Annotated in this window: 22 protein-coding genes and 2 pseudogenes; 10 read left to right on the top strand and 14 right to left on the bottom strand. The window is 62.6% G+C overall.

What is annotated here, in order from left to right; translation table 11 throughout:
- Positions 1–39 precede the first annotated feature (39 nt).
- The 9 genes and pseudogenes from QUE79_RS04055 to QUE79_RS04015 form a co-directional block, all read right to left on the bottom strand.
- Positions 40–504, bottom strand: a complete 465-nt coding sequence (locus tag QUE79_RS04055) for a nuclear transport factor 2 family protein (RefSeq protein WP_286345551.1) — start codon at positions 502–504, stop codon at positions 40–42.
- Between the two features lie 52 nt (positions 505–556).
- Complete coding sequence (locus QUE79_RS04050) at positions 557–940, bottom strand: nuclear transport factor 2 family protein (protein WP_286345550.1); 384 nt, start codon at positions 938–940, stop codon at positions 557–559.
- A 9-nt stretch (positions 941–949) separates the two neighbouring features.
- Complete coding sequence (locus QUE79_RS04045) at positions 950–1,441, bottom strand: nuclear transport factor 2 family protein (protein WP_286345549.1); 492 nt, start codon at positions 1,439–1,441, stop codon at positions 950–952.
- Positions 1,442–1,610: 169 nt separating this feature from the next.
- Positions 1,611–2,456 carry an SDR family NAD(P)-dependent oxidoreductase gene (locus QUE79_RS04040; protein WP_286345548.1) on the bottom strand — a complete coding sequence of 282 codons (846 nt, stop codon included), beginning with the start codon at positions 2,454–2,456 and terminating at the stop codon, positions 1,611–1,613.
- 84 nt (positions 2,457–2,540) lie between these two features.
- Positions 2,541–2,975, bottom strand: a complete 435-nt coding sequence (locus QUE79_RS04035) for a DinB family protein (RefSeq protein WP_286346832.1) — start codon at positions 2,973–2,975, stop codon at positions 2,541–2,543.
- A 125-nt stretch (positions 2,976–3,100) separates the two neighbouring features.
- A pseudogene (locus QUE79_RS04030) lies at positions 3,101–3,993 on the bottom strand (aldo/keto reductase).
- 125 nt (positions 3,994–4,118) lie between these two features.
- Entirely contained in the window at positions 4,119–4,715 is a 597-nt protein-coding gene (locus tag QUE79_RS04025; protein ID WP_286345547.1) for a GyrI-like domain-containing protein, read from the bottom strand.
- A gap of 111 nt (positions 4,716–4,826) precedes the next feature.
- Entirely contained in the window at positions 4,827–5,651 is an 825-nt protein-coding gene (locus tag QUE79_RS04020; RefSeq protein ID WP_286345546.1) for a MerR family transcriptional regulator, read from the bottom strand.
- 115 nt (positions 5,652–5,766) lie between these two features.
- Positions 5,767–6,345 carry a helix-turn-helix transcriptional regulator gene (locus QUE79_RS04015; RefSeq protein ID WP_286345545.1) on the bottom strand — a complete coding sequence of 193 codons (579 nt, stop codon included), beginning with the start codon at positions 6,343–6,345 and terminating at the stop codon, positions 5,767–5,769.
- A gap of 1,494 nt (positions 6,346–7,839) precedes the next feature.
- Here QUE79_RS04015 and QUE79_RS04010 point away from each other — a divergent pair.
- The 6 genes from QUE79_RS04010 (at position 7,840) to QUE79_RS03985 (ending at position 16,820) form a co-directional block, all read left to right on the top strand.
- Positions 7,840–8,805 (top strand): hypothetical protein, encoded by a 966-nt coding sequence (locus tag QUE79_RS04010; RefSeq protein WP_286345544.1) that lies wholly within the window; start codon positions 7,840–7,842, stop codon positions 8,803–8,805.
- A gap of 125 nt (positions 8,806–8,930) precedes the next feature.
- Positions 8,931–10,184, top strand: coding sequence for an SNIPE associated domain-containing protein (locus tag QUE79_RS04005; protein WP_286345543.1), 1,254 nt, complete (start codon positions 8,931–8,933; stop codon positions 10,182–10,184).
- Positions 10,185–10,350: 166 nt separating this feature from the next.
- On the top strand, positions 10,351–10,878 hold the full coding sequence (locus tag QUE79_RS04000) for a hypothetical protein (RefSeq protein ID WP_286345542.1): 528 nt from the start codon (positions 10,351–10,353) through the stop codon (positions 10,876–10,878).
- 766 nt (positions 10,879–11,644) lie between these two features.
- Positions 11,645–12,127, top strand: coding sequence for a hypothetical protein (locus QUE79_RS03995; protein ID WP_286345541.1), 483 nt, complete (start codon positions 11,645–11,647; stop codon positions 12,125–12,127).
- Positions 12,128–12,532: 405 nt separating this feature from the next.
- Positions 12,533–15,106 (top strand): AAA family ATPase, encoded by a 2,574-nt coding sequence (locus QUE79_RS03990; RefSeq protein ID WP_286345540.1) that lies wholly within the window; start codon positions 12,533–12,535, stop codon positions 15,104–15,106.
- Positions 15,107–15,350: 244 nt separating this feature from the next.
- On the top strand, positions 15,351–16,820 hold the full coding sequence (locus tag QUE79_RS03985; protein WP_286345539.1) for a DUF8370 family protein: 1,470 nt from the start codon (positions 15,351–15,353) through the stop codon (positions 16,818–16,820).
- 199 nt (positions 16,821–17,019) lie between these two features.
- Here QUE79_RS03985 and QUE79_RS03980 read toward each other — a convergent pair whose 3' ends face one another.
- From QUE79_RS03980 to QUE79_RS03960, 5 genes are all read right to left on the bottom strand, one after another.
- Positions 17,020–17,610 (bottom strand): restriction endonuclease, encoded by a 591-nt coding sequence (locus tag QUE79_RS03980; RefSeq protein ID WP_286345538.1) that lies wholly within the window; start codon positions 17,608–17,610, stop codon positions 17,020–17,022.
- Positions 17,549–18,247, bottom strand: a complete 699-nt coding sequence (locus QUE79_RS03975) for a hypothetical protein (protein ID WP_286345537.1) — start codon at positions 18,245–18,247, stop codon at positions 17,549–17,551. Before QUE79_RS03975 ends, QUE79_RS03980 begins: the two co-directional genes overlap by 62 nt.
- A gap of 887 nt (positions 18,248–19,134) precedes the next feature.
- On the bottom strand, positions 19,135–19,338 hold the full coding sequence (locus QUE79_RS03970; RefSeq protein WP_286345536.1) for a hypothetical protein: 204 nt from the start codon (positions 19,336–19,338) through the stop codon (positions 19,135–19,137).
- 599 nt (positions 19,339–19,937) lie between these two features.
- A complete protein-coding gene (locus tag QUE79_RS03965; RefSeq protein WP_286345535.1) occupies positions 19,938–20,135 on the bottom strand; it encodes a hypothetical protein in 198 nt (65 codons plus the stop codon).
- A 390-nt stretch (positions 20,136–20,525) separates the two neighbouring features.
- Positions 20,526–20,819 (bottom strand): hypothetical protein, encoded by a 294-nt coding sequence (locus QUE79_RS03960; protein ID WP_286345534.1) that lies wholly within the window; start codon positions 20,817–20,819, stop codon positions 20,526–20,528.
- A gap of 187 nt (positions 20,820–21,006) precedes the next feature.
- On the opposite strand from QUE79_RS03960, the gene QUE79_RS03955 reads away from it, so the two are divergent.
- The 4 genes and pseudogenes from QUE79_RS03955 to QUE79_RS25195 form a co-directional block, all read left to right on the top strand.
- Entirely contained in the window at positions 21,007–21,738 is a 732-nt protein-coding gene (locus tag QUE79_RS03955) for a VIT1/CCC1 transporter family protein (protein ID WP_286345533.1), read from the top strand.
- Between the two features lie 28 nt (positions 21,739–21,766).
- Entirely contained in the window at positions 21,767–22,456 is a 690-nt protein-coding gene (locus tag QUE79_RS03950) for a response regulator transcription factor (protein WP_286345532.1), read from the top strand.
- Positions 22,453–23,061 (top strand): hypothetical protein, encoded by a 609-nt coding sequence (locus QUE79_RS03945; protein ID WP_286345531.1) that lies wholly within the window; start codon positions 22,453–22,455, stop codon positions 23,059–23,061. The genes QUE79_RS03950 and QUE79_RS03945 overlap by 4 nt, the downstream gene beginning before the upstream one ends.
- Positions 23,001–23,807 (top strand): annotated as a pseudogene (locus QUE79_RS25195) (sensor histidine kinase); the annotation flags it as partial. The gene QUE79_RS03945 and the pseudogene QUE79_RS25195, both read left to right, overlap by 61 nt.
- Between the last annotated feature and the right edge of the window lie 99 nt (positions 23,808–23,906).

Genomic DNA, 23,906 nt, shown 5'->3' with positions numbered 1-23,906 from the left:
GAACATTTGGCGTGAGAGCGGGCAGGCTCGTGAAACTGATCACGCAGCTGCAAAGATGTCGGCGCTCCCGTTCGTCCATGTGATGCGCAATACGCGTCCCGAGATGCGCCAGCCATCTGCGGTCCGAATCAAGTCGTCTTCGTAGGTTCCGCCGGTGTTGTAAAAATTCGTGCCGCGGTGGTGGTGAGCGACTATCTGCGTGGAGGCGTGCGCGCCTGCCTCTGTGAGGTCCACTGTCTGGGCGCCCAGCAGGTGTTGCGTTGCGTCCAGGCTGTTGAAGAGTTCACGTGCGCCATCGGCTACGGCGCTTCCGCCCACGGTCAGGCTGCTGAACGAGTCGGCTTCGGGCATGTACGCGTCGAAGGTGTTTTCGACGACGGCGTCGTCGGTGAAGACAGACGCGACGGCGGAGAAGTCGCGACGATCTAGGCCGAAGGCATAGGTCGCGAGCAGGTCGAGAATCTCGCTGCGGTCAGACTCGCGGGAAGGCTTCGTGTCATTCATCGGGGTCCATTCGGGTGAGTCGAAAGTCATGTTCGGCTGGGCTGCGGGTGGCTCAGCTGCTCTTGTTGTCGGGGCTGTCTGCGATGTAGTTGGCGTAGGCCTCGATGCGGGTAATGAGGCCCTCATCGTTGAAGCCGAAGTAGACGGCGGCATAGACCCCGCCGCGTTCCCCGGTCTTCGTGGCGACGCGGACCACGTGTTGTTGGAGAACGCCTCCTGGCTGGGTGAGCTGGCGTGTGATGTCGTAGTGGATTGACTCGTAGAGCGAGATCTGGGTCTTCAACCCGGCGAAGTACGACTCGAGGGTCTCGTCGCCTTTGCCGTCGTTGTGCCACACGGTAGCTGTGTCGGCGCAAAGAGCGCGTGCGCCATCCCAGTCGACGTCTTCCAGCGCGTGGAGGTAAGTGACGACATTGTTTTTCAGGTCCTGGCTCATGGTTGTCGTTCAGATGCCGGAGAGGACGGTGGGGTCGCCCTCGGTCCAGGCGTTGTCGACGGTGAGGTGCTGGATGACCCACACGTCGCCCTGGCGGACGAGTTCGACGTCGTAGCGGTTGGTCATGAGGACGTGGCGGGAGTGGTCGGTGCGGGGCAGGTGCATGCACGCCATGATTCCTTCGAGAGTCGCGGTGTCGCCATTGAGAGTGACGCGGGGGTTGCTCAGGGAGTGGGTGGTGTCGAGCGGGCTTAGCGAGGCGGCGACGGCGGAGGCGATCGTGGCGCCGCCTTCGATGGGCGGGTAGTCCTGGCCGGCCTTCCGCGTTGCCGGGCCGAAGTCAGCTACGGCGTCGCTTGCGAAGGCGGATGCGAGCAGGGCCTCGTCGCGGAGGTCGAGGCCTGCGGCGTAGCGGTAGAGGGCGTCGACGACGGCGAGTTTGTCGAGGAGCTTCGCCGAGGAGTCGGTGGAGGTGGTGTTCTCTTGCGTGGAGTTGGTCATGCTCGTGTCCTTCGTCGGAGGTGGCTTTCGAGCCACTCGGTGCGGGCGTCTCGTATGGTCCACTGTCGCTGGATGACCCAGCTGGAGCTATCCCGCAATCGCGGTGTATCTGACTCTGGTGCCCTCATCACGGCGCCCGACCCGCCGTCGACGAGGCACCAGTCGGGCGTCAGGGTTGCGACAGTGAGGCGGTCATATCTTCGGATCGATCCCAGAGTTCCGTGGCAAGGCGGACGTCGAGCGCTTGCGGGTTGGTGCGCTTGGGCTTGCGCTTCTCGTAGTAGGCGCCTGATTGCCAATCGGTTCCGGGGTTCTTGTCGGCCAACCAGACCAGCTGGTCGGCACCCTTGTCGGGAGTTGAGAGCATCACGGCGCGGGCAACACGGTTGGTCGCGACGAATCTCATCAACCCCGCCTCGGACTGCGTGGCGAAACTCGTCGCAATGTTGCCGGGGTGGAACGCCGCGGTAGAGATTCCTCGCGCATGGGAGCGGCGGTGAAGTTCCTTGGTGAACAGGATGTTTTCCAGCTTCGCGGCCGTATAGGCACGCGTGGCATCGAAGTTGTGGTCGTGGTTCAGATCGTCGATGTTCAAGGCCTTGGCAAGTTTGGCGCCGACGCTGGAGGTCTGGATGACGGATGCCTTCGATTCGATCAGCGTCTCGATGAGGAGGTTGGTTAGAAGGAACGGTGCGAGGTGGTTGATTTGAAATGTTTTCTCGAACCCGTCAATGGTTTTTGTCGGGTCGCCGAAGACTCCGCCGGCGTTGTTGGCCAGGACATCGATTCGCGGATAGGCATCCTGGAGGTGACTGGCAAGGGTGCGCACGTCCTCGAGCCGGGTGAAGTCAGCGACGAGGGAATCGACTCCGAGGTTTCTGGCGACGGCGGCGGTCTTTTCCGGCGATCGTCCGACGATGACGACCCGATGACCTCGCTCATGGAGTTGCCGTGCGGCAGCGGCGCCGATGCCGTCGCTGGAGCCGGTGATGACGATGACCTTGTTGGTGCTCATGAAACTTCGGCTTTCTGTTGTGGTTCTGCCCGGTCAGGCACCTGAGCCGTCCCGGTTCAGGCGACGATAGGGGCCTCTGCGGAGCTAGTTGATGGGTTGGTGCGAGCGGTCGAGAATGCCGCGGGCGTAGCCGGCCTGGCCGGCGTGTTGGAGGTTGTCGTCGAGGATGCTGAGCAGCTGCCCGCCGCGCGTGACCGCAGGCGTTCGGTTCTTGTCGACGACCTCGTCGAGGTCATCCGGGGTGAGGCCGCCGAGGTAGGACAGGGTGCTGGCCGTCACTGCGCGAAGGTAGCCGCTAAGGAGGTCCGCGGAGGCGACGACGCGAGTTGCGTCCTGTGCGGGCATTCCGAAGCCGTTCTCGTCGGCCGCAAATGGGAGGCCAAACCGGTCGACCCAGCCCTCGCTCGTCCAGACTTCTTTCTCGCCGCTGAGGTCGGCCATCCAGGAGTCTTGTCCGCGGGCGGTGTGCCAGGCGAGCCAGGCGATGCTGTTCGCCCCTGGTGCAGGTGGCGTCGCCAGCCTGGATGCGGCGAGGTTGCGGGTGGCGCGTTCGATGAGTGGGGGATCCGGCCGAAGCCGTCGACGAGGAGATGGAGGGAGTTCATGGGGTCCTTCTTTCCCGTCGGCGGCAGCGGCCGGACGGTTCAGTGCCAGGTGGGGAGGGCGAGGTCGGCGTAGCGGGCGCCGAAGCCTCCGGTGGGGAGGATCTCCTGGATTCGGGCGAGGTCCGCTGCGGTGAGGTCGAGGTCGACAGCGGCGACGTTCTCGTCGACGCGGGTGGCGCTGCGGGTTCCGGGGATCGGGACGATGTCGTCTCCCTGGGCGAGGATCCATGCGAGGGCCAGCTGAGACACGGTGGCGTTCTTGGACTCGGCCAGTTCGGTGAGCTGGTGGGTTGCTTCGAGGTTCTTCTCGTAGTTACCGGGCTGCCAGCGGGCGTCGTCTCGTCGCATGTCGTTTTCGCCGTATTCGCTGGCGGGCTTCGCGGTGCCGGTCAGGAATCCGCGGCCGAGCGGCGAGTAGGCCACGAATCCGATGCCCAGTTCTTGCAGGGTTGGGAACAGCTGCTGGACGTCGCGTTCGAAGAGGAGAACTCCGTCTGAAGCACGGAGACGGGCTGGACGGCGTGGGCGGCTCGGATGGTCTTCTCGCCTGCTTCGCTGAGCCCGAAGTATTTGACCTTTCCGGCGTCGATGAGTTCCTTGACGGTGCCGGCGACGTCCTCGATGGGGACGTTGGGGTCGAAGCGGTGCTGGTAGAGCACGTCGATGTGGTCGGTCTGCAGGTGGCGCAGGCTGTTCTCGACGACCTCGCGGATGTGCTCCGGGCGGCTGTTCGACTCGTAGTACGGCGGCGTCAGTCCGAACTTCGTGGCGATCAGGATGTCGTCACGGAAGCTGGCGACGGCCTTGCCGAGGACTTTCTCGTTCTCGCCCCAGCCGTACATTTCCGCCGTGTCGAACAGGGTGACGCCGCGGTCGTAGGCGCGCTGGATGGCGGCGGTGCCGCCTTCACCGTCGCTGGCGCCGTAGGCCATGGTGATTCCCATCGAGCCGAAGCCGATGCTGGACGTGGTCAGCCCTTGGCTGCCGAGGTGTCGAGTCTTCATTGCGTGGCCTTCGTGTCTTGGGGTGATGCGAGTCCTGCTGGGGAGCGGGTGTGTCAGGCGACGGGGTCGCGGATGATCGTGCGGAGGGTGTCCTGTGCCGAGGTGATCGTGAACGGGTCCAGGTGGATCTCCTGGTGGGGTCCGCTTCGTTTGACGCCGTGTGCGTCGGCCTCGGCACCCATGCGGGCGAGGGTTGCCAGCTCGGTGGAGAACGGGCCGGTGTGCATCACCTGGACGACGGTCTGCTCGGGGATCGTGAAGATCTCGATTTCGTCGCCCTCATCGGAGGGGCTGGCTGCCCGCTCGCGGGCGGCGGCGATGTCGTCGAGGGTGGTCTTCGGGTCGATCTGGGCGAGGGCCCGGTATCTGAGGTCGGTCAGCGGGTTGACGCTGTAGAAGTCCGCGATGTTCGTTTCGGGGGCGTCGTCGGCGTACCAGTAGTACATGTGCTGCGCTGGCGTTCCCTCCGGTGCCAGGCCGAGCTTCGCGAGTTCACGGGCGATGTCGCTGGCGAGCAGCTTCTTGCGGTGCCACACGGGAGTCGCGGGTGCTCCGGTTCCGGAGATGGAGAGGAACACGGCCTCGGGGACGACCACGAGTTCGGGGTCGGCGGGGGCCTGATGCTGTTCGGTGGTTCGAATGTCCGTCATGGTGGCGTCTTTCTCGTGAGGAGCTTGTCGGCCGCTTCTGCGGCGTAAGACAAGGCTCGAGCCTCCGGTAACAGGAGGGTCAAGCTCTTCCTCGAGAAAGACGCTTGGGAGTTAGTTCGCCTGCTCGGCCGAGGCGTTGACGGGCCAGCTGATCTCGGTGCGCAGTTCGCTGTCGTCGGTGGTGTCGTCCGGCGTCAGGAGGTAGTTCTCCCGGATCGGACCGGGCCGTCCTTCATGTCGGTCGGCGACGTAGGACCCGAGCGCCCCGTAGGTGCGGTCGATTCCGGCGTAAGAACCACGATGAACCGTGACGGCGAGGTCGGAGGCCGGTAGGACGAGCGCCTTCACCCTTCCTGCGTCCAGGGGTTCAGCAACGGGCAGGAAGACGGTCACCTGCCCGACCTCGTCGGTGTAGAGAGCCGGGTCGTACAGGCCGCCGAGGAAGCCCGTGACCTGGACACCGGTTTGTCGCGCCAGCGCCCGCAACTCGCGGGCCGCTTCCTGCCACCACGGCAGGACATCACTCACAGCCACTTGGCCGGTGATTGCAATCGACGCCGTCTCCGGGACGGCCCGGTACTCGACCTCGATCGCGCCGGTAGACGGGCCGAGCATCACCCGCAAGTCGGAGACGGCGGCACGGGTCTGCTGGAGGGCACCTTCCATCCGAGCCAGATGATCCCCGATCAGTGCATCCCGCTCAAGGTCGTTCGGCGCGGCCAGGACGGACCGGACATCCGGAACCGGCATGTCCAGGCCCCGGAGCCGTCGGATCAGCTGCGCCGTGGGAACGAGGTCCGTGTCGTAGAAGCGGTATCCGGAGGAGGCATCCACTGACGTCGGCTCCAGGAGCCCGACATCGTGGTAGTGCCGCAGCGTTTTGACGCTGAGTTGCGTCATCAGGGAGAACTCCCCGATGGGGACGAGACCAGTCATTTCCGGTTTCCTTCGATCTCCGACGTCGAGAACCGAATCGGGCACTTGATGGTGAACCCTCCACCAGCGGGAGAGTCAAGGGTCGCAGGTGCGGTGCCTCGGAACCGAGCAGGCGTCAGGCGACGGCCGCGGGGTTGCTGGCCGAGACGCCGCCTAGGCGTGCCGTCAGCTCGGGTCGCGAGCGGACTCCGACCTTGGCGTAGATGGCCTTCACGTGATCTCGCACCGTGTAAAGGGACAGCGACAGGTGGTGTGCCACGTCATCCAGCGGCCAGCCCGCCACGACAAGCCCCGCCACGGTCTTCTCCCGAGCGGACAGATCGTAGAGAGCCAAAAGCAACGGGAACAGGGAACGTGAACTCGCGGGCTCAAGGGCCATCACCACTTTGGCATCCCCGGAGCCCTGGAGGACCTCGGCCTGCACCGTGACCAGTTCCCCGTCCACTGTTGCAAGGCGCGATCTCGCCGCGCGAAGCTCGGTTCTCGATCCCGCCGAATCAGCGCGGGCCCGCGCTTGCAGGGAAATCCAGCGCAGCGCGGCAGGGAGGGGCTCGCTGAGACGCGAGACGCCGAGCTTCTCCAGCCACGCCTTGCCCTCGGGAGTGAAGCCCTCGACCAGGTCGCCCTTCCCCAAGACGAGAGTTCCGGGCCCCGTGGCGACGTCCGGGAACGCTGCGCCCGCAGTGGGGTGCATGGCCACTCGAAGCAGATCCCGCCGAAGCGCCGAACCCACCTCTCGGGCAATATCGGTGACGTAAGCCACCTCTTCCGCCGAGAAGGACGCATCCGTGCGGGTCCAACACGCGGCACCCCAGACACTCTCGCCGCTCCGGGAAACGAACCGAAGATCCGACCCCGACTTGGCGTTGCCGTTCCGCATGTCGTGTTCCGCGACCGCTTCCGATACGTCGTGGTGGTCTTCACGTGTTCCGGAGTTCAGGCCCTCGAGTGGGACTCCGGAATCCGGCTTGAGTTCTCGCGCAATGACGTCGATGTCGAAGTTCCACAACTCGGTGGGGAGAAGCGTTTCGGGGTCCGTCGTCCACCAACCCCCGCATCGAAAGGGACGACACGCCGAAGTCGCGCCTCGACCTCGTCGAGGAGTTCGCGAGCGGGCGGCTCCTGAGCCACGAGGTCATCGATGGCACGGCGCGCTGCACGTGCCCGTGGGTCGTGCGGAGAAAAAGGGTGAGCGAACCATTCGACGAGACTACGTCCGGCTCCCGATGAGGCAATCCCTCAAGTTAGGGAGAGCGAGACTTGAGGCTCGCGCAAAGCAGGAATGTTTGTGGGCCTTATTCCCTGCATGTTTTCCATCGCCCCGTAGAGAACGGCGTTCGCAAGCCGGACCCTCGACGTCCTAAAACACCCAGTTTCGGTTCCGGCTGCGTGGCAGCTCGACGAACGAGCGTCTAGCCCGGGCGATCCTTTTCCCTTTGAGCAGGCGACAAACGTGCGCTCCTTTGCGGGCAGACGCCTGGCTTGTGTTGCGCTGAGGGGCATCTAGGGCGACTTGAATCAGAAGCTCGGGTGCGTTGGCCGTGACACGTTTAAGCGAAAATCTAGGACTTGAGCAACGAAGGCGCCGGCGGGTCGATCTTGCAAATCTTACGTACGGCGACCGAGTCGCAGGAGGTCTCCGACCACCGCACACTCCGTGATGTTGCCGTTCAACCGGGGTTGGAGGGCATATCCAGGGCTCGAACAGATCGGCACGAGCAACGAACTCCTCGTTGTTGATAAGGACCCAAAGTAAGCACTTGTGACGGGGCGAAACTGCAAGGTTTCGACCGCGTCTGACACTGCGACCCGTTTGATGGCGGGGGTCAGGAGACGCCTCGTCAGTTCTGTTCCGGACGCGTTAGTACAGTGAGCAGCAGTCACTTGAGTTCTACATGGAGGTAGGAATGGCTCACCGGCGGGGGTTCCTTGCAGAAATTCAGCACCAAAATCGGCTCGCACAGACTCGGGCGAATCAAGCGGCTCGGGCGCGTGCGACGGCCGCGGCCCAGGCGCAACGCGCGCAGGCCGCCCAGCTTCGAGCTGCCGCGGCAGCTGTGCGAATGTCCGAGGCGGAGCAAAAAGGGCTGACCGGGAAGCGCACGCAGCCTATGTCGAGTCGAGACTTGCCGAGGTCCAGGAACTCAATGACGATCTCGCTTACGAGTACGACGAGATCGACAGCCTGTTGAAAGCCACCCTCGACGTCGACGACTACGTGGACCTCGACTCGCTCAAGAAGTCGGTTGAGCATCCGCCCTTCCCTCGACCGGAACTGCAAACCCCGCGGCCTCTCCCTGAGCCCATCCAGATCTCGGATCCGCCCGTTTTCGTCGAGCCGGAAGTTCCAAAGGGTCTTTTCGGCAAGAAGAAGAGGCATGAGGAGATCCGGCTTCAGGCGTGGACGGAGTACCAGCAGGCGCTGCAGCAGTGGGAGGCGTTCCGAGACTCCGTTCCCGCACGCCAGGCGCAACTGACGAGTCAGCATGGTGCTCTAGAGCGGACCCGGTTGGACATGCTCGCGGCGGCTGAGGCGCAATATGAGGCAGAGTGCCGCCTTCGCGAGCAGGAGGTAGCCGAACACAACTCAGCCATCGACGCCCTGATCGCCGGACTCGGGTACGGTGTGGTCGACGCCGTGCAGGAGTACATCGGGATCGTCCTGGCTAACTCGGTTTATCCGGCGAGTTTCGAGGTCGTCCACGAGGCGGCGTTCGAGCCGGAGACAGCCGAACTCAAGCTGACCGTCATCGTTCCCGCGCCTGAGGATCTGAAGACAGTGAAGGCTTACCGGTATGTCAAGGCCACCGACGAGGTAGCGGAGACGGCATTGTCCAAGACGGATGCGAACAATCGTTACGCCGGCGCTCTTCACCAGGTCGCACTTCGGTCGATGCACGAAATTTTCGAGGCCGACCGTCGAGGCATCATCCAAGCGATCTCCTTGCAGGTCGGACCCCGCACGAAGGACCCCGCAACTGGCCGACAGATGTTCCTACCGCTGATTGCGGTGACGGCACCGCGCCAGAAATTCACGGAATTCGATCTCGCTGGCGTGGTTCCAGCGGCGACCTTGCAGCACCTCGGAGCTGCCGTCTCGAAGACCCCTGCCGCGCTCACCGTCGTGGACGCTTCCGGGGTCCGCCGATCGTGACGTCGGGTGAACGACGTTTCAACCCACCCCCAGGCTGGCCACCCGTCCCTAACGGATGGAAGCCGCCAGCGGGATGGAGTCCTCCCAAGGACTGGGCGAAACCTCCTGAGGGCTGGCAGCTTTGGTTGATCGACGACGCGAATGACGGCGCGACTTTTATGGCGAGCCTCGAGTCGGCCGACGCTCCAGTCCAGCCAGCGTCCGAGTCGCTCGATCTGAACAGAAAGCCGCGTCGAGCTTCAACTCTCCCCGCGTCGTCTGAGACGCGGCTCGCGGAGTTGGAGGCGGAGAACGCTGAATTACGTCGCGAACTGCGCGAGGGTGGTCATTCTGGCCAGGAGCTCATTCAACTCAATGACCAGATCGTCCTGCAAGAAGTGGGCATCTACCGGTACCACCACCCTCTCGAGAATGCTGCCGCCTACCTACCAAGGTTGCAGGATGTCGAGGCGCGCGCGGCCGCTATGATTCGCGACGGTCATGCGATCGAGAAGTCGAACATGTTCACTTTCGACAATTCGCTCGCTCGCGGGCGAAAGATGAGCGATGACTTGTCCAAGCTCATGCTCCGCGCCTACAACGCGGAATCCGAAAACAGCATTCGGACCCTCAAGGTGGGAAACGTTCAAACAGCCAAGCGACGGCTCCAAGCGTCAAGGGACGCCATCGCCCGTCTTGGCACGATGATGCAGATGCGCATCAGCGACAGCTACCACGCTCTCCGTCTCAAAGAGATCGAGCTGACCGCGGACTGGCTCATGATGAAGCAGGAAGAGAAAGAGCGCGAGCGCGAGGAACGCGCGCGCCTCCGTGAGGAACGTCGCGTCGAGAAAGAACTAGCCGAACAACGCGCCCAACTCGATAAGGAACGTTCCCTCCTCCTGCAGACTCTCGAGACGCTGGAAGCGGCCGGAACCACGAACTCCGACCTCGCCCAGCGCCTCGCCGACATCGATCAGGCGATTGCCGACAACGACTATCGAGCTGCCAACATCCGGGCCGGCTATGTCTACGTCATCTCAAACCGCGGAGCTTTTGGCGAGGGTGTCGTCAAGATCGGACTCACCCGCCGACTTGAACCCACGGACCGGGTCAACGAGCTGGGAGGTGCGTCTGTGCCGTTCCGCTTCGACGTGCACACGATCTACTTCTCTGAAGACGCCGTCACCCTTGAGACAGAACTCCATCGTCATTTCGCAGCGCGCGCTCTGAACCAGGCGAATTCTCGCAAGGAATTCTTCTTCGCGACGCCTGCCGAAGTGCGTGAAGTCCTGGCCAGCAAAGTAGGCAACCTTCTGGAATTCTCTGAGGAGGCCGCAGCGACCGAGTACTTCCAATCCGTTGGCTTGTGGCCCGCAGGCATGTCGGCAAAAAGTTAGGCGAACTCCTCGAAGCTCGGATGAAATTAGGTTCGAACGCGAGGCCGCAACCTTACGTTCGACCACAGTTCGGGAACGACTCGAGCGAAGCGAGGAACGGTCTGCGCCCAAGCGCTAGTCTGCGGTTCATCAGCCGACCCAGCGCGGCCATGATTGGAGAGCAGGCATGACGGACGCGATCACCGGAGCGATGGCGGGCTCCGTCACGAGCTTCCTCCTCAACATTTTCCAAGGCGGACTGAAGTCAAGGATCGCGCTAGTACGGAAAGAGCGGCGAGCCACCAGCAAAATCCTGCTGTCGGCACTGGAGCCAGTCCTGGATGAATTTCGGCACGTAGCCGAACGGCGCTCCTCTGTGGCTTGGCCGGACCTCATTAGCCGCAGCTACGAAGCGGCCGACGACGCGGTCTTCCGGACCCCCATCACCTGGAGTCACCTCAAGCGGTCCCTTCGCGATTGTTTCGGGCACGGCGTCGGCGGAGCGTCGTGGATAGATCACCGCGACTGGGCCGCCCGCGAGCCGGTCGAATACCACCCCATGTGGTCCGTCTACTCTGCCGACTACATGGATCTCGTGGTCACCACTATCCGTTCATGGCGGGATACCAAGAATGGTCGGCACGCCCGACGTCACAAGATTCCTTCATTCGACGTCTGGCTGCGAACAACTCAGCGGTGGCCCCTTGATTCGTGAAAGCGAAGCCAACACTGGCTCGTCGGTCCTCCGGTGGTGGGGGCCAGGCTTCGTGCTCAGGGTCATTAGCGGCAATAAGCGTCCGGATGCGTCGCTCGTTCTGAAACATGAAAGCCACGGCGGAGTTCAGCGAGTCGCTGAATTGAAGCCACGGTCGTTTGTCACTCGCATCGCGACAGTGTGCGTAGCAGTGATACTGGCGGTCCGGCTGGTCCCGGCGGACGATGTACCATAGCGCTGGTTCGTCACCTCTTAGGACCAGCCCTAGTCCCCAGCCACCAGAGATTGGCGGAACGGCGTAAGGATGAGTTTCGGGGCGGCGGGTCAAAGCCCTGGTGGCGTTCTCGAAGCTGGACTGGACTCCCATGGTGGAACCGTACGGCGGTCCGCCGACACTCGGATGCCCTCAAGGAGGCCGCAGCCTGGAGTTCGCATTTGGCACCTTCAAGCCTCCAAAATAGTTCGCTTCCCGACTTGTCTGCTTTCAGGACACCGACCTGAATAGAACCGGACAGTCGGTCCTGGCTGTCGAGGAAACGCGGTCGGATCTACGGACCTGCTCGCTCGAACGGTCGATCCCGAGGGATTCACGTGCCCGTTTACGTCTTTGTGTCTTCGCTGAAGTCCAGGGCGGCAGTGGCTATGACGTGAGGGGGAGGATTGTGCCGGTCTGTCGGGCGAGGGCGACTCGAGCTCTGGCGCGCGCGATCTGCAGCTTCGTGGCCACTACGAGAGCCCTTCCGACGCGAGCGCAGACGTTTGGTCGTTGTCTCCGTTCATCGAAAGTGTCAGGAGCCTCGGTAGCGCGGCCCCTAACGACTGGCGCCACGAGAGAGAGTGGCGCGTTGGCGGCAACCTTGAGTTCGAGTTCAATGACATCGCGCTCCTGATCCTCGACGACAGCGGCAAGTCCGAGTTCGTCGAGGAGATCCCGATTGGACTACCTGTCGCGTCTCCCGGTGACATGACGGTTCGTTGGTTCGGCGGGTATTTGCGGAGTTGGGATGACGCGATGGACGGGATGCTCGACCGATTCCACGAAGTCTTCACCGCAGTCGAGAATTCTGGGGCGATCTGGGACCAGGAAGCCGGCGACTGGTTTTCTATGGTCGAGGTCCTCGACGAAGTGTCCGCCATGGATGAAGTCTTCGGCGAGCTCCGGGAGGACGTGCGCCAAGAGATAGCGCGGTATCTCGCCAACACAGAAGGATGGTGTCGAACATACGACTTGGATCATGCCGGGGATTAGCGCGCTAAGTCATCTGTTCCTAGATCAACGACCCAGACGAAGCGAGTACCTATTTTTCTTCGGGCAACCGGCCGCAGCGAGCGAGTAATGCATCGCTCTCGAGCGGGGCCCCATATCTCTCGGCCTTGTCCGTCGTGTGAGCCGTTTGTCGAAGATCGATCCGCCTGTGACCCTCGGAAAATCTAGATGGCGGAAGGCCCGTACGAGATCATGGCGAGGAGCCCTGATCTGGGTGGATTTCGGCCCCGCCGTGGCCGTCGACACCTGTCGACCACGAATCCTTAATAACGTCGCGTGCGACCGCTAAAGTCAGCCGCAGGCGTGACCATACGTCGGTTTCTTGAGACGGGGCAAATCATGGGGGTAGCGGAATCGCCGAGCACGCGAACGGATCCTCGAGAGCTGTTGAGCAACTGGGCCAACGGATCCGACGAATGGACGCGATTCATCGTTCGACAGGTACTCGCATCGGGTCGGCCGCTCGACGTCGATGCACAGGAGCACGCATACTCGTTGTTCCGTCAGGAGAAGGCCCTCGACGTTCGTACATTCCCCACCGAGGAGCCGCTCGTACTCATCGAGCGAGAGGATGAAGCCCTCGAACCTCTGACGCTGACCTCCCTGTCGCGCGTCGAGGGCGTCAACGCTCTCGAGACCGGCGGCGTCATCGAACCGCATGAGGGCCTCACGATCCTCTTTGGCGAAAATGGCACAGGCAAGACTGGGTACTCGCGGATCTTCAAGGCTCTGGCCGCAAGTCGGACCGCCGACGAGATCCTCAGCGACATATCCGTCGCGTCGCCGCAGCCGCAATCTGCCACGATCAGGTACTCGCTCGGAGCCGAGCCGAAGACCTACATGTGGAGCGGCCAGCAAGGCGTGGCACCGTTTACCCGCATGTCCATCTTCGACAGCCCGTCTGTCAGCTTCCACGTTGATGACGATCTCGAGTACGTCTACGTCCCCGCCGCTCTCGCACTGTTCAACCACGTAGCTGCCGGCATCAAGTCGGTCCAATCCCAAGTCGATGCCTCGATCTCGGAACTCCGATCTCGCTCAACTGGCCTGCTGTCACGGTTTGGCCGAACAGCGACTGTCTACCCACTCATCGAGACTCTCGGCGCCTCCACTGACCTTGAGGACCTCAAGTCGAAGGCGGACTTCGGCGCGGACGTCGAGACTCGAATCGGCGAACTGCGCCGAACCGTCGCCGCCCTCGAAGCCGACACGATCAGCTCGGAGATCACCGCCCTTGCCCGCACCGAGCGGGCTCTCAAGCAGGCCGCCGCTCTGGCGACGACCGTTGCGGGCTTCGACGGCAATGCATTCTCGGTTGAGCGCGACAAACTTGCTGACCTGCAGAACGACTATCGACTGTTCCGCGCTGCCCTCTTTGAGGCAGCTGACCTGCCGGCCGAACCTGACGAAACTTGGAACAGCTTCGTGCAAGCGGGTGAACGGTACAAAGCGCACCTCTCAGACCTGGACGTACACGATGCAGAACGCTGCTTGTACTGCAGGCAACCTCTAGTCGGCCCAGCAGCAGTCCTCGTCGGAAAGTATTCGGAGTATCTCGAAGACACGATCGCTGACGGAATCACGGTCTCGAAGGGCCGACTCACGGCTCTCGGCGCCCCGCTCTTCGCCGCCGAAGTCGCAGACATCGAAGCCTTCTTGCGGGACCATGCGGACGAGGATCCACAACTGACCTACCAGGCTGCATTGGAGCGCACAGTGTCGACGCACGCGACGCTCATGGACGCGTGCAAGGCGAACGAAAACAACGTGGGCGGAGAAGCCAGCAACATCGATTCTGAGGCAAGGGCTCCCCTCGGAATCGATGCCCAGACCATCCAAACTGCTCAGCCCGACGCGCTCACGCTGTCGGACGCAGTCACTGCGGCCAGTGATCGCCTCGTCGACTTGCGTCAGCAGGCGGCAACTCGTGATGAGACGCTCGCGGCGAAACAGAAAAGCCTTGTGGAACTTGAGGCCGCGGCAGAGTTAAGCAAGTCGTGGAGCGAGATCGAGCTGCACGTGCGAGATGCGAAGCAAGCAGATCGGCTTGCCCTCTTGGCAAAGCCCATGCCCACCCTTCAGCGAAACCTCACGGCTCTGTCGAAGGCCGCGAGCGACCAGATGATCAACGAAAGCTTCGACGCTCTATTTGCGGCGGAGCGCGCGGCTCTCCGGGCGCCCGAGATGCGGGTCGAATACATCGGCCGTAAGGGCAAAGCGCACCGCCGGAAAGTCCTGACCGGCAAGCACAGGCCATCTGCGGTGCTGTCCGAAGGTGAGCAGAAAGTCCTCGCCATGGCGGACTTCCTCGCCGAAGCGCGCCTCGCAGGAATTAGCGCACCGGTGATATTCGATGACCCGGTGTCCAGCCTCGACCATCGTCGCATCAACGAGGTAGCGCAGCGCATCGCTTCCTTAGCCGAATCGACACAGGTCATAGTTTTCACTCACGACATCTTCTTCGCGACTACGCTCCTGAACCTCATGGTGTCCAGCAAACGGTGCTCGTACTTCCAGATCACGGACGAAGATGGCAAGGGGCACGTCACGCGGGCTACCGGCCCGCGCTGGGACACACTCAACAACATCAAGGCGCAAATCAACGAAACGATCCAGACCGCGAATTCGGAAGAGGGCAACGCGCGTGCCGCACTCATCCGCACGGGATACGACTGGATCCGCTCCTGGTGCGAAGTCTTCACCGAGACCGAACTCCTCCAGGGAGTGACTCAGCGCTACCAGCCGAACGTCCGGATGACGAGCCTCCCGAACATCAAAACGGCCGCCTTACCGGCGGCTATCGAGGTCGTGAACCGAGTCTTCGAAGAGGCATGTCGCTACATCGACGGGCACTCGCAGCCGCTCGCGAGCATGAACATCAGCCCCTCGCTGACCGGGCTCGAGGCCCACTGGAAGGAACTGCAGGAGGCACGAGGGGCTTGGTTCAAAGCTGACGGCTGACAACGCTCGGGCGGTAGCGAGTGCGGCGCGCATGCGCTGGTTTGCTGAAGAGCGATCCGAAGGAACGCACCGCTGGCCGCACCACCGTGTTGCGGATCAATTCGGCAGCTTCGCTGGTCAGCCGGTGGTGGGAGGGACCAAGCGTAACGTGTCCGTCTCGGCTGAGGTCACGGGCGGAGCGTTCTCGCGCCACCACGCGCGTGGCGCAGCGATACGGCGGGCGGCAGTCGGGCAGACTTGCCCTGTGAGCACCCCTCGCATTTTCTTCAGCGATCAGTTCGGAGTCTCGCGACAGACGCTCGACGCCTATGGCGCCTTCGACATCAATCTGCTCGCCGACGTCCAACTCTTCGTCGACCCGTTTCTGCTCTTCAACAGCAGCAAGCCCGAGTACCAGGCTCTTCACGCAAACATCATTCGGTATCTACGATTCCTCCGCAGCATCGCTGGAGACGATCTGCCCGACGCGATCATCAAGGACCTGTTCCGGTTCCAGGAGGTAAAGCAGAACTGGTTCGGGTATTGCGAGCTTGGAAATGACGGCCGAGGACTTGGACGTGAGTTTGCAATCGCCATGCGGGAGGCACTCGGCCGTGCACTCAGTAATTTCGGTGAGGAGACAGGAACGAGGGGCAGTCACCTCGAGAAGGTGTCGCTCATTCGCCCCGGTGTCGGCCTCGATAACATCAGCGACTTCACCACGAATCTGATCAAGGACTACCTGGTCGATTACACCGAGCGATTCGCTCGAGATCACGTCGACCCGTCCCGCTGCGCCAACGTCGGCGTCCGACGAGTCCGGTTCAGTTACGACACCCGCACTTGGGTTGACGAGGTGCGATACCTGCCGGTCTTTAACGGTGACTACGTCCTGCTCACTCCCGTTGACATACTCGTCCACGACCAGGTGTGGATCAACCATGCGGACATGGTCGCGCAGTACCCGCAGATCGTCGCAGCCGTCGATGACGACGTCCAACGCGCGCGCGTCGACGCGTACTTTCAGCAACAACTTGCCGGCGACGACTCACCCACGTCGAAAGAATTGCGACGCGCGCGCGAGCGAACGCTCGCGTACTTCCCGACCCTTCTAGACACGTACATAAGGATGCGGGAGGACGATGGTGATGGTGCCGTCGCGGTCAGTGACGCGGAGATCGAGAAGATCACCGAGGTCTTCGCCACCATCTTCAAGTCCATCCTTGACTCGTTTTGGTCGATGCCCGCGATGCTGTCGCGGCCAAAGGCCAATAGTCTCGAAGAGGTCCGGTACCGCGCCCTGGTCTTCAAGAACTGGGTAGAGGATCAGGATGGTTACAAGAGCCTGAACCATGCAAAGAATCACGCATCCGAGAAGGATGTCCAGCGACTCGTGGCGCTCACCTTGCAGGCGAGTGTGTTTGACGTAAACGCAGAGGTGAACAACGGCCGCGGTCCCGTGGACTTCAAGGTTAGCCGCGGTTCAGCGGACACCACCCTGCTGGAAATCAAGCTCGCTTCCAACAGTGCGCTGCGCAGGAACCTCGAAAAGCAGGTTCCGGTCTACAAGAAGGCGAACAAGACCAAGAACGCCGTCACGATGGTCATTTACTACTCCGCCGAAGAGCGAGCGACGCTCGATCGCGCCTGCAAGAGCCTCGGCATTGAAGAGGGGCCGGACCTCGTCTTCGTCAATGCCCGCGATGATGACAAACCTTCCGGGTCAAAGGCCTGACGGGAACGCCGCGCGGGCTGTCGCGCACCTGCGTGATGTCGCGGCCCGAGACTGATGGGGTTCTCGCAGATACAGACTGGGCGACTAACGAGCCTCCGAATGATGCTCATGTCCAGCGTGAGGTTATGGTCGATCGGTCTCGTGCACGAATCGACAGATGTTGTTGTTGGCATCAGTTCGATGCGCTTCGAGAGAGAAACTACGGCAGTCGCAAGGTGCCAGATACCCTAAGCTCGACAAGTTGTTCGTTGAGCACGGTCAGGAGACTTTGGGTATCGCTCAACGTTGACAAATGATCCGCGTTGATGACGAGAATGGTGACCCCGTTCACCAGAGCAGTCTCGACAGCGTGAATTCCCGCTCTAGCTGTGGTTCCAGAGATCGATGTGGTCGTCAAGATAATTCCCGACCGAGCGCCCTTGTCTCTGAGGCGAGTGGCGAAGTAGCTGATATCTGCTGAGGAGACGTTCGAGGTTGCGTAGTTCTTGCATTCGATGATGAGAACGGGTTCCAGGAAGTAAAGACCGCTTTTTGTCGCATCATTTGTAAAGACGAGATCAGTCTCGGCCGAGCCGAAAATATCGATGGCGTTTCTTGCAACACACGTCACCCCCGGGAATTTGGCGAATATGTATTCACCGAGATCCTCGCACGCTCGACCCGTTCCCGTAGTGCTCGTGGCGATGGCTCCTTGCGATAGAAAGCCTTGAACTTTGACCTGCGAGATCCTAGCCACGAAGTTCGCCGCCGTGCACAAGGTGATTCCTTGCTTCTCGAACTGTGCGGCCAAGCCATGCATTCTGGCCAGCGGAATTGATAATCCCAACCTGGATTACGGCCAGTCCGGATTTCGGCTCATGCACATATGGTTTCGATGGCGCCTCAGAAGTGATGAGGATTCCCACTTTGGCTTGGCTCGCGAGCATCGCCTCAACAAGGCGATCCAACGAAGGTACGACGTCGTGATTACCAACTTCGACAGGTATGGGGTTAAAGGGCTCTGCTCCGTCGATCCAGATTAGGAAATCAGGAACATACGATCGACCAGGTGAGGACAAAACGGGTCTCTGGGTCTCGCGCCTGATGGAAATGACATCGGGATCAAGGCTCAGAGCTTGAAAAACTTCCTGTTCCAACAGAGATGAAAAGTTCAGGTCTGAGGTATTCATATCTCGGCGACTGATCCGCGGTGAGTCAGGCTCGGCAGGCCTGAGGGACTTCCTTGCCTTAGCGACCGATCGACGTTCCGCCCTCGCGCCGCCGAGGGTGCTCACTTGAAATCCGACAGCTTCGATTGGGACGGGATCGACGATTGTGTAGCTGTTCGCGGCAAGGGCGGGCGATGTTACCGGCATTGGACCGACGAACAGCACCGGAGTTTTGCTGCCCAAGGCGAGGCCGAAAAGCAGCGACTGGTCTGGGGTCAAGGCCGCACCGCTAGTGACGACTACTACGACGTCTGCCCAGCGCGCCGCAGATGACTCGTCACGTGTACTGGTGGCCAGCGTCGGAGCCTCTACTTCATGGCCCAGACGGAGAAGACCGTCTGCAACGGCTTCGCTGCGAGAGCTGAGTCCCGTGACCCAGACGCGAACATGAGCATCCATTTGACAATACTGTCACGAGGTCCGCCTCCCAGAATGTTCATCAGATCCGGCCATTGTGCAACCGTTGGTGGCCCCGGCCTGGACATGTACGTCCCGAGCGGTGGGCTGGCGGCGATTTTGCTGTTGAGTTCAACGACATCGCGTTCGTGATCCTCGACAAGATCGGCAAGTCCGAGTTCCGCGAGGAGATTCCGATTGGATTGCCTGTCACGTCACCGGGTAACAGCGCGGTTGCTTGGAGCTCGGAGTCAACCTCGCCTTCTGGCCGGCACTCGTCGCCCTGTGCGGCCTGGTCATCGGCGGCATCTGTCACAGCATGCGCACCGGCACTTAGCCCCCGGCGGGGAAAGCGACCGATTATCCTCTCGAGGGTCGCTTGGAACCCCATATTCATGGGGCATCGAAACCCTTCGGGTACCAATAGTTACAGAAGTCCTGCTCAGAAGGGGTTTTCCAAGCCAATGAATCAGAACGTCTAGAGTTGGCCGTGACGGCCCCTTCGGTGCCGCGATGACGAAGGGAACTCGACATGGCGAAAGGTCACCTGTGCCCGGACTGCGGCACGTACACGCTCCAGCCCGTCAGCACGAACTGGCTGCAGTGCAGTACCTGTGGTCTGAAGAAACGCTCCTGACCGGCAGCACGAACAAGAGAAGCCCGAGAGGTTCACTCCTCTCGGGTTTCTTTGTCGGCAAGGTCCTCGCGCGTCAGACCTCGACGTCCTCGGCATCGTCCTCGCGGACTTCCTCGCCTGGCCCCTCGCGGGCCTTCTGGAGCGCGTTCAACGCCATCCGCCAGATGACGACGTCGATGCCGAGCGTCGCGATCGACAGGACGAGGCGCAGGACGCCGAACCAGATCAACGCGTTGACCAGAATGAATAGGCCGAACGCGGTCCAGATCGAACCCACGGGCCGCGAAATCGGACGATCTAGTTGGCGGAAATCGCAGACGAGATGGTGGCGGAGACCCCGATTGCGTGCCCGATTCCGGACCATCTGCTGCTGTCGTCGACATTGTCGGCCGCCAATTCAAAGCTCTTCCCGCCACACAAAAAGTCAAAGCAGGCATTTTCGGTGAGTTGATTAGGCGGTAGGTGGATCAGAGATAGCAGAAAAATTTTATGTCTTCGTCTTTTCTGACTGGTCCGCTTCCTTCTGAGCCTCCCCTTCATGTCGCCGAAGGAATACCCCAGCACATGGGCGTCCGCGAAAAGCCCAACTGGTGTGGGTTCCAAAAAGAAATGTCGCTTTCCAAAGTTTGGTGTCGTATTCCCGGACGGATGTCCTTTTCGTACGGCGTCGTCCCGTTTTCCGGTGTGAATGGTCGACCACCTGTTCCGCTCTCTCTGAAGAAGAGGAGATTCTGAAGTCTCTGGGCACCTTTGTCGCTGACGGGTGGTGCAAGGAGAGCCGGCTTCGCCAAGACACACTCGATAAAGGCCTCTAGCGCGGGTGGCAACCTGCTTGTCTCGCTTCGCCCCTGCGTTTACCGTGCCGTAAAAGGCGCATCACAGCCAGTCGACCGCGATCGACGTCGTCTCGGAGACTATCGATATCGAGTTCGCGAACGTCGAGGTCCGCGTGGCGAATCCGAGGACCCATGCGCTTCGGTGGCAGGTAATCGAGCTGGCGTAGTTCGGGAACTTCACCCGGAGAGATATCTCCGAGCGACTCGGCGGGCATATCTCGACGATCACGATGCCCATGCGTAACAGCCTCATCGCCATCCGCCACACGAAGTCGGCCGAGGGCGCGTAGCTGGTGTGACGCAGCCGTCGCGTGCTCGACGCTTAGACGACCCCGAGGTGGTTTTTATCGACACGGATGCGCAACGCGGCGGGGCAGAACAGCGTGTGCGCATTCGACAGATTTCCGCTACCCGCGCTATTTGGTTCGCGAAGCCCTGCGCGTCTTTCGACTGGCTGGCGACTTCTAGCGGGCGTTCCGTCGGAGCTGTGCTGACTGGACGGAGAGCCAGATGGCCAAGCCGTAGATGACGAAGGCCAGCGCGACGTGGAACGGCGTGATCCAGTCCAGGCCGAGGCCCGAGATGGCGTGCCCGGAGAGCCACTGTGCGACCGTCGCTACGAACAGGATTACGGCGAAGATCCGGATCCGGCCCGCCGCGCGGAGCCGCGCAGCGCGACGATGGCAGCGATCAGGGCGAACAGCATGATCGGATAGGCGAGCCCTCCGTGGATGTTGGTCCAGGTCTCTTTGGCGCTGTCCGGCAGGCCGCCCTCGATGAAGTTCCCCGCCGTGATGGACTGCACGAAGATGAACAGAACGGTGATGCCGGTGAAGATGGCATAGTTCCGGCGCGAGCCGGGCGCGATCTCAGGGCGGGCGGGGACGGGAGTGCCCTTGGTCGTCGTGTCACTGGATGTCATGTGCTTCTTCCTGTCGAGTGGAGGGTGTCAGGCGTGGACGCTATGCGTCCGCTGCCGGGTGAGCACGTGAAAAGGGGCTGCGAATTGTTCGAAAGCTCACACGTTCGGACCCCGACCGCCGGATTCGTCGGGGCAGGGAAGGCTAAGCATGCTGGTGCTTTCCGTGAGCCGGGCAGAGGCTTTCACCATGACCACATCTGCAAGCACCGCTGCCACCCACGAGGGAGAAGAGCACGCCGGAAACCTCGCCGGCCGACTCAACTGGCTGCGCGCCGGGGTCCTCGGAGCGAACGACGGAATCGTGTCCGTCGCGGCGATCGTCGTCGGCGTCGCGGGCGCCTCCACCTCCACCGGCGCGATCGCGACCGCGGGCGCCGCAGGGCTAGTCGGCGGTGCCATCTCGATGGCTCTGGGCGAGTACGTTTCGGTCAGCAGCCAGCGCGACAGCCAGAACGCCCTGATCGAGAAGGAGCGCAGGGAACTCCGCGACGACCCGGACGCGGAACTCGCCGAACTGACGCAGCTCTACCGCGATCAGGGGTTGAGCGAGGAGACGGCCGCGGCCGTCGCGGAGGAGCTGACGAAGCGAGATGCCCTCAAAGCCCACCTCGCCGCGGAACTCGGGATCGACGAAGACGAAGTCGTCAGCCCGTGGCATGCCGCGGCAGCCTCCGCCGCCGCGTTCACGATCGGCGCCATCCTGCCGCTGCTCGCGATGCTGCTGCCGCCCGCCTCGATCCGGATTCCCGTGACGTTCGTCGCGGTCCTGCTGGCTCTCGCCCTGACGGGCGCAGTCGGAGCGAGGATCGGCGGAGGGTCGAAGGCACGCGCGACTCTCCGCGTCGTCGTCGGCGGTGCTGCTGCTCTCGCCGCCACATTCGTCATCGGTATGCTTCTGCACACCGGTGGCGTCGCCTGACGATTCCCCGGCAAGGAGACGATCGGCAGTGGCGAAGATCCTCGTCGTAGACGACGACTCCGAGATGCTCCAGCTCGTCAGTGCAAGTCTGACCGACGAGGGGCACACGGTGACCTCCGTCTCCGACGGGATCGCCGCGCTGATCGCAGCCGGTGGTACGGATTTCGACGCCGCCGCCATCGACGTCATGCTGCCGGAGATGACCGGGTTCGAGATCTGCCGCCGACTCCGTCAGTCCGGCAACGACTTTCCGATCATCCTCGTGACCGCGCGCGACGCCGTCGACGACCGGATCTTCGGCCTCGACTCCGGCGCCGACGACTACCTCACCAAACCCTTTTCGCTCGCCGAACTGAACGCTCGTCTGCGAGCACAGCTGCGTCGCCAGGCGGCGCCGTCGGCCAGCGCCCCGGTGCTCGAGGCGGGCGACCTCCAGCTGGACACGACCACCGTGCGGGCTCGCGTGGCGGGACGCGTCGTGGCGTTCAGCGTCAAGGAGTTCTCCCTCCTCCGGTTCCTGGTCGCATCCGCGCCGGAGATCCGGAGTCGAACCGACATCCTGGCCGAGGTCTGGGGATCCCCGGAGCACTTCGACCCCACGATCGTCGACCAGTACATCAGCTACGTCCGGAAGAAGCTCTCGGCCGCCGGGTCCGTCGTGTCGATCGCGACCGTCCGCGGCGTTGGCTACCGAGCCGACGTTCCGGCCCCCGCATGAGACGGCTCCGCGCCCTTCCGATCCAGCTGCGGATCACCCTGGGCAGTCTGCTGGTGGCCGGGATCGTCCTCGCGGGTGTGGCCGCGCTCATGGCGTTCCAGATCCGTGCGACGACCGCCGCCAGCGAGCAGACCCTCGCAGAATCCGACCTCGACCCGTTCCTCTCCGACCTTCAGAACAATCCCGACGAGACCCCCGACAAACCGGCGAGCGGAATCCTGGTCGCCATTCGGTCGGAGTCGGACGGATTCCTCCTGAACACGCTCCCGGACGAGTTGCAGGCCCACCTCGCCGACCGTGACCTCCACGACAGGGACTTCGTCCAGGCGATCGTGCCGGATCGCGACTCGGAGGCGCCCACCCGTCGCGTCACCAGCGGGGGGATCACGTACATCGTCGTCGAGCAGCACATCAGCACGCACGAGGGGCAGTTCACCCTCTGGGCGGCGCGCAGCACGACGTCGGGCGACCTGACCATCAGCGCGCTCGACCGGTCGCTCGTCGTCGGACTCGTCGTGGCGTTCCTCGCCTTCGGGGCGGCCGCCTGGATCCTATCGAGCCTCTCCTTCGGCCTGTTCGCCGACTGGCTCAGTCGGCACTGCTGATCAGCCGCGACGACTCGCGCGAGTCACTCCCCGTCTCCCGAGCCGGAGATGAGCTCTCCGACCTCGCCGTCACCCTGAACGCCTTCATCAGTCGTTTGCGCGCGAGTGCTGACCACGAGCGGCAGATCGTCTCGGATGCCAGCCACGAACTCCGGACCCCGATCGCGGCCCTGACGGCCCGCCTCGAACTCGCCCATCGGTCTTTCGGCGACGCCCCCGCCCTCGAACGGGAGATCGTCGCCGCGGAGACGTCGCTGAAACGTCTGTCCGATCTCGCGACGACCCTGCTCGAGCTCTCCCGTCTCGACCAGTCCACGGTCGGCTCGACGCCGGCACCCTCGAGTACCGCGGCCGACCTCCGCCGAGAACTCCTCGACAGCGTCGACCGCGCCCGCATCGCACCCGGCGCCTCGGGGATCGTCATCGAGTTCTCTGTCGACGACGTCGACGACGACCACGACGACTCCGACGATCGCGTCAGTTACGCGACGAGCGTCTCGTCGTTCGGACGGATCTGCGACAACCTCCTGGTCAACGCCGTCACGTTCAGTCCCGACGGCGGCACCGTGCACGTGACCCTCGAGCAGGAGGACGACTCTGACAGGGCCCTCCTCCTCACTGTCACCGACGAGGGCCCCGGCCTCCCCCAGGAATTCCTGGCCCACGCCTTCGACCGGTTCTCCCGGGCCGACGATTCCCGACGGCGCGTCCGCGGCGGGAACGGTCTCGGCCTCGCGCTGGTCCGGGGCCTTGCGATGCAGGCGGGTGGGACCGCCGACATCGACAACCGGGACACTCCCGGAGCGGTCGCCACGGGTGCGGGCCCCAGGCCTGGTCCGACCTCG

This window comes from Frondihabitans sucicola, assembly GCF_030296615.1.
GTDB classification, from domain to species: Bacteria; Actinomycetota; Actinomycetes; order Actinomycetales; family Microbacteriaceae; genus Frondihabitans; species Frondihabitans sucicola.
The sequence above is the reverse complement of the archived record's forward strand: the minus strand, read 5'-3'. Positions and strand labels throughout refer to the sequence as shown.

What these genes read in the sequence shown, in the direction of transcription:
- QUE79_RS04055 (WP_286345551.1), bottom strand. Translation starts at nt 504, where the DNA reads ATGAATGACACGAAGCCTTCCCGCGAGTCTGACCGCAGCGAGATTCTC.
- QUE79_RS04050 (WP_286345550.1), bottom strand. Translation starts at nt 940, where the DNA reads ATGAGCCAGGACCTGAAAAACAATGTCGTCACTTACCTCCACGCGCTG.
- QUE79_RS04045 (WP_286345549.1), bottom strand. Translation starts at nt 1,441, where the DNA reads ATGACCAACTCCACGCAAGAGAACACCACCTCCACCGACTCCTCGGCG.
- QUE79_RS04040 (WP_286345548.1), bottom strand. Translation starts at nt 2,456, where the DNA reads ATGAGCACCAACAAGGTCATCGTCATCACCGGCTCCAGCGACGGCATC.
- QUE79_RS04025 (WP_286345547.1), bottom strand. Translation starts at nt 4,715, where the DNA reads ATGACGGACATTCGAACCACCGAACAGCATCAGGCCCCCGCCGACCCC.
- QUE79_RS04020 (WP_286345546.1), bottom strand. Translation starts at nt 5,651, where the DNA reads ATGACTGGTCTCGTCCCCATCGGGGAGTTCTCCCTGATGACGCAACTC.
- QUE79_RS04015 (WP_286345545.1), bottom strand. Translation starts at nt 6,345, where the DNA reads ATGCACCCCACTGCGGGCGCAGCGTTCCCGGACGTCGCCACGGGGCCC.
- QUE79_RS04000 (WP_286345542.1), top strand. Translation starts at nt 10,351, where the DNA reads ATGACGGACGCGATCACCGGAGCGATGGCGGGCTCCGTCACGAGCTTC.
- QUE79_RS03965 (WP_286345535.1), bottom strand. Translation starts at nt 20,135, where the DNA reads ATGGGCATCGTGATCGTCGAGATATGCCCGCCGAGTCGCTCGGAGATA.
- QUE79_RS03960 (WP_286345534.1), bottom strand. Translation starts at nt 20,819, where the DNA reads ATGACATCCAGTGACACGACGACCAAGGGCACTCCCGTCCCCGCCCGC.
- QUE79_RS03955 (WP_286345533.1), top strand. Translation starts at nt 21,007, where the DNA reads ATGACCACATCTGCAAGCACCGCTGCCACCCACGAGGGAGAAGAGCAC.
- QUE79_RS03945 (WP_286345531.1), top strand. Translation starts at nt 22,453, where the DNA reads ATGAGACGGCTCCGCGCCCTTCCGATCCAGCTGCGGATCACCCTGGGC.